This window comes from Streptococcus danieliae, assembly GCF_025447695.1.
GTDB classification, from domain to species: domain Bacteria; phylum Bacillota; class Bacilli; order Lactobacillales; family Streptococcaceae; genus Streptococcus; species Streptococcus danieliae.
This window is the reverse complement of sequence record NZ_JAOBSU010000140.1, coordinates 1-3,372: the sequence shown is the minus strand read 5'-3', so window position 1 is coordinate 3,372 and position 3,372 is coordinate 1. Positions and strand designations below refer to the sequence as shown.

Annotated in this window: 3 protein-coding genes; 2 read left to right on the top strand and 1 reads right to left on the bottom strand. The window is 46.6% G+C overall.

Features of this window, described 5'->3' with window-relative positions:
* Nucleotides 1–210 precede the first annotated feature (210 nt).
* On the bottom strand, nucleotides 211–1,482 hold the full coding sequence (locus tag N4310_RS07985) for a LysM peptidoglycan-binding domain-containing protein (protein WP_262092756.1): 1,272 nt from the start codon (nucleotides 1,480–1,482) through the stop codon (nucleotides 211–213).
* Nucleotides 1,483–1,682: 200 nt separating this feature from the next.
* On the opposite strand from N4310_RS07985, the gene N4310_RS07980 reads away from it, so the two are divergent.
* Together N4310_RS07980 and N4310_RS07975 are read left to right on the top strand one after the other, a co-directional pair.
* Nucleotides 1,683–2,444 (top strand): polyphosphate polymerase domain-containing protein, encoded by a 762-nt coding sequence (locus N4310_RS07980; protein WP_262092755.1) that lies wholly within the window; start codon nucleotides 1,683–1,685, stop codon nucleotides 2,442–2,444.
* Entirely contained in the window at nucleotides 2,425–3,117 is a 693-nt protein-coding gene (locus N4310_RS07975; RefSeq protein ID WP_262092754.1) for a DUF4956 domain-containing protein, read from the top strand. Before N4310_RS07980 ends, N4310_RS07975 begins: the two co-directional genes overlap by 20 nt.
* The last annotated feature ends 255 nt before the right edge of the window (nucleotides 3,118–3,372 follow it).

Below are 3,372 nucleotides of genomic sequence, written 5' to 3'. Positions count from 1 at the left end.
GATAGCGAACATTTCATGTTCGTCCATATCATAGGCTCAGCGAGTCAATTCCTGACTCGCTGAGAGGACTCCGAACCTGACCTAATCAACCTTGCGGGGTGGGAGTAAAAAGATCCAGTGGATCTTTTTAGCATGAACCCAAAATTAAGAAAGCGAATTAACTAAATTTTTTCAAATTTAGTTCTGTCCCACTCCCATCTAGTGTTATACTTATCCGTTAAAGGAAATGTGAACGTGGTCGTAATGGTTGGCTGTTACACTACCACGGTCTGGCATCATATTCCAAGTGTTAGCAGGTCCATAAATGTTGTTGACCGGTGCATAGAAACGTTGTTGCCAAATGATGTAAGAAATATTTGCGGAATCGATATTGTCTACAGCGTACTGAGCTACTTGATTTCCAAGAGCTGCATCATTGTAAACCATAGCATCCACTGCAAGTCCACGTCCGTGGTCTTGGTCACCCGCACGGAATTTCGAATAATCGGTAATTCCAAACTGGTTGGCAATGTCTTGCATGAAGTTAGCTGCCACTGGCTGAAGTCCAGAAGTATCAACTGGGGTTGCAGTTGGGGCTGGTTGCGCTGGGGCTGGTGTTTCAACTGCAGCTGGTTCAGCTGGTTGTTCTACCGGTGCTGCAGGCTCTTCAGCATGATCATGGTCATGGTTGTGTTCTTCATCCGCTAGTAGCGTTTCAGAAGTTTCTGCTTCTGGGGCTGTAACCTCTGGTGCTGGGGCTGCTACTTCAGGCTCGACAGCTTCTGGGGCTGGGCTTGGAGCTGGCGCTTCCTCTGCTGCAACTTCTTGGGCTGGAGTTTCAACCACAGCTGGTGCTTCAGGTTGTTCAACGACTGGCGCTGCTTTAGCGACTGCTGGTTGAGCTACTGGAGCCTCAACAGCTGGTGCTACAGGTGCTTGAGCCGCAGGTGCCGCTACTTCAACCTGTTCAGCAACAGGAGCCAGTTCTTGAGCTTGACTCACTGCTGGGTTCACTGCAGGTGGTTGTGTTGCCATGTAAGTTGGACCTTTGTCCTCTTCAACAATAGTCGCACTTGTTTGAGACATAGGAATAATTTGATCTTGCGTGTAGATTTCTTGGCGAGTCAAATCAACGCTGGCCACATGAGAAGCAGGTCCTTCCAATTGTGGGTTAATCACTTCAAACGTTAATGGTTGGTTGTTGGCACCTACTGTTACACGAAGCAACATTCCTGGTTGGATAACATTGACATTTTCAATTTGGTTCAAACGTGCCAAAACAGCCATATCCACACCCATCGCTTCGGCAATCCGTCCAAGGGTATCACCATATTGAACGGTATAAGTCAAGGTGTTATTGTCACGAACAAGATTGTCACGGATTTGGTCAACCGTACGAGCGACCCAACTTCCATCTTGATCCGTCGCCTGAGCGCTATTATTTCCAGCAAAGACTGAAAGCAACAAGCTGGACGCAAGCATAATTTTTTTATTTAATTTCATAATTATTTGAATCTCTTTCTTAACGTGATAAATCTATACTATCATAATTTTCAACAAAAAAAGACCCTGGAACTCATCTTAAAAGAACTGTGTCACTTCTGTAACTTTTTGTAACACATGAGACATTTTCACAACCTCTTTCAGCTTGCTTTAAGTTTGACTGGTTATCCTACTTTCAGAAAATATGAAAGGGGCTTACAATGCCTACCAAGATTATCCAAAAACAATTTAAACGAATTGAAACCAAATACATCCTCGAAAAAACGGTGTTAAAACAGGTTCTGCAAGACCTGGAGGTTTACATGGAGGCTGACGCCTACGCCACCTCAACCATTACCAACATCTACTTTGATACCGAGCAATTCGACCTGATTCAAGACTCCATTGCAAAAAAGTATGCGCGTGAAAAGGTCCGCATGCGTCTCTACGACCCCCAGCCTCAAGCTAGTAGCAAGGCCTTCTTAGAAATTAAAAAGAAGATTGACGGCATCGGCTATAAAAACCGTCTCACCTCCACTGCCAACGCCATTACCAGCTATGTCACCACCGGCCTTTCTATCATCGATGGCCTGGACCAGTCCCTCATTGACGACCAAATCCAAAAGGATTTAACCCAGCTGCGCCAACGCCACCAACAACTCCAACCAAAAATGTACATCTATTATGACCGCCTCTCCTTCCGTGGCAAACAGGATGCCGACATCCGCATCACCATCGACCAAAACCTCCTCTACCGCGACTGGGATATCTCCCTGTCAGCCGGTAAATACGGCAAGGATTTACTAGATCCTAGCAAGGTCATTATGGAAGTCAAGGTCCCTGAAGCATGTCCCACTTGGTTGCCCCAAATCTTCAATAAGTACGGCATCACCCAGGCCTCCTGGTCTAAATACGGAACCGCCTACCGCCTAGCTAGCCAAGAAAATAGAAAGGAGCTTAGCCTTGCAAGAAACACTCTTTAACAGCGTCTTCAGCACCACCACAGGAGTCCCTACGATCGACACCCTCAGCCTTTCAACCAGCCTCCTGGTCAGCCTCCTGCTTGGACTAATCTTGACAGCAGCCTACAAGTACCGAACCTTTTATACCAAGGAATTTGTCATGACCCTAACCCTCCTACCCAGCCTAATTGCGATGATTATCTTTATGGTCAACGGCAACCTTGGAACCGGAGTCGCCGTTGCCGGCACCTTCAGCCTCATCCGCTTTCGCTCCGCCGCAGCCAGCTCCAAAGAACTCCTCCTCATCTTCACCGCCACCGCTATCGGCCTAGCCACAGGCATGGGCTACCTCCTACTGGCTAGCTGTTTCACCTTGTTTATCTGCCTGCTCCTCTTGGCCTTGGAAAACAGCAGCTTCACCAAGGTCAGCCGCAGTAAACGTCACCTGCAAATTACCCTGCCCCGTGACTATGATTACGAAGACCTTTTTGCCAAAAACTTCCCCAACCATCACACAGACAGCCACTTACTTTCCCTCAAATCCCAAAAGAAAGGTGACCAATTAATCCTGGAATATGAGGTGGAATTTGATGCCAGCATTCACGACAAGGACATCATGGACACCCTCTCCAGCCTTGACCCCGAGGTCGAAGTCAGCCTCACCAAAACTGCTCAAAAACGCAAAACACTGTAAGCGCCCAATAATCGGGTACATCAAAAGCTCTCCAAAAAGTCTTGAGGAAAACCTCTGACTTTGGAGAGCTTTTTGGTACCTGCAATTATCTTGTCTGAGTTTCGACTATGGGTTAGCATCTAAAAACTCAGACTGAAAAAATGAATCCTACATTCAATTTTCAGTCTGAGTCTATTCACGAGGGTGTGTCAAGAATTTTGTGTAAACTCCAAAGCAGAGTTTGAATGTGTGTATTAATCGGACAAGGAATTGTAA